The sequence below is a fragment of the Paracoccus sp. SM22M-07 genome (assembly GCF_001887735.1).
Lineage (GTDB): Bacteria > Pseudomonadota > Alphaproteobacteria > Rhodobacterales > Rhodobacteraceae > Paracoccus.
In genome coordinates this window covers 1424-1784 of the sequence record NZ_JPKW01000043.1, presented here as the reverse complement: position 1 = coordinate 1784, position 361 = coordinate 1424, and the positions used below count along the sequence as shown (strand labels likewise).

The 361-nt window shown below is 62.3% G+C and carries 1 pseudogene; it reads right to left on the bottom strand.

From position 1 onward, the window contains the following. Window positions 1-356: pseudogene (locus IE00_RS19345) on the bottom strand (IS5 family transposase); the annotation flags it as partial. Between the last annotated feature and the right edge of the window lie 5 nt (window positions 357-361).

Sequence of the window (361 nt, the reverse complement as noted above, 5' to 3'; positions counted from 1 at the left end):
GTCGCGGGGTTCCTCTTTGGCGCCCGCTGCCTGATGATGGGCGCGAACCACGGTGCTGTCGATCATTTGCAGTGCATGCCGGACAGCGCCGCTTTCGTTCAGGGCGTCCATGATCTGCTCCCAGAGCCCCGCCCGCGTCCAACGCCCGAACTGGCGGTAGACGCTTGACCACTTGCCGAACTCTTCCGGCAGATCGCGCCAGGGAGAACCCGTGCGCGCGATCCAGAAAATGCCATCAAGAACAAGGCGGTGGTTGATCGGCTTGCGCCCGTTCGGGCGCGGACTGTCAGGATGAACCGTTCAAAGAACTTCCATTCCTCGTCCGACATCAGGTCTCGTGCCACGCGGGTCTCCATCAAAG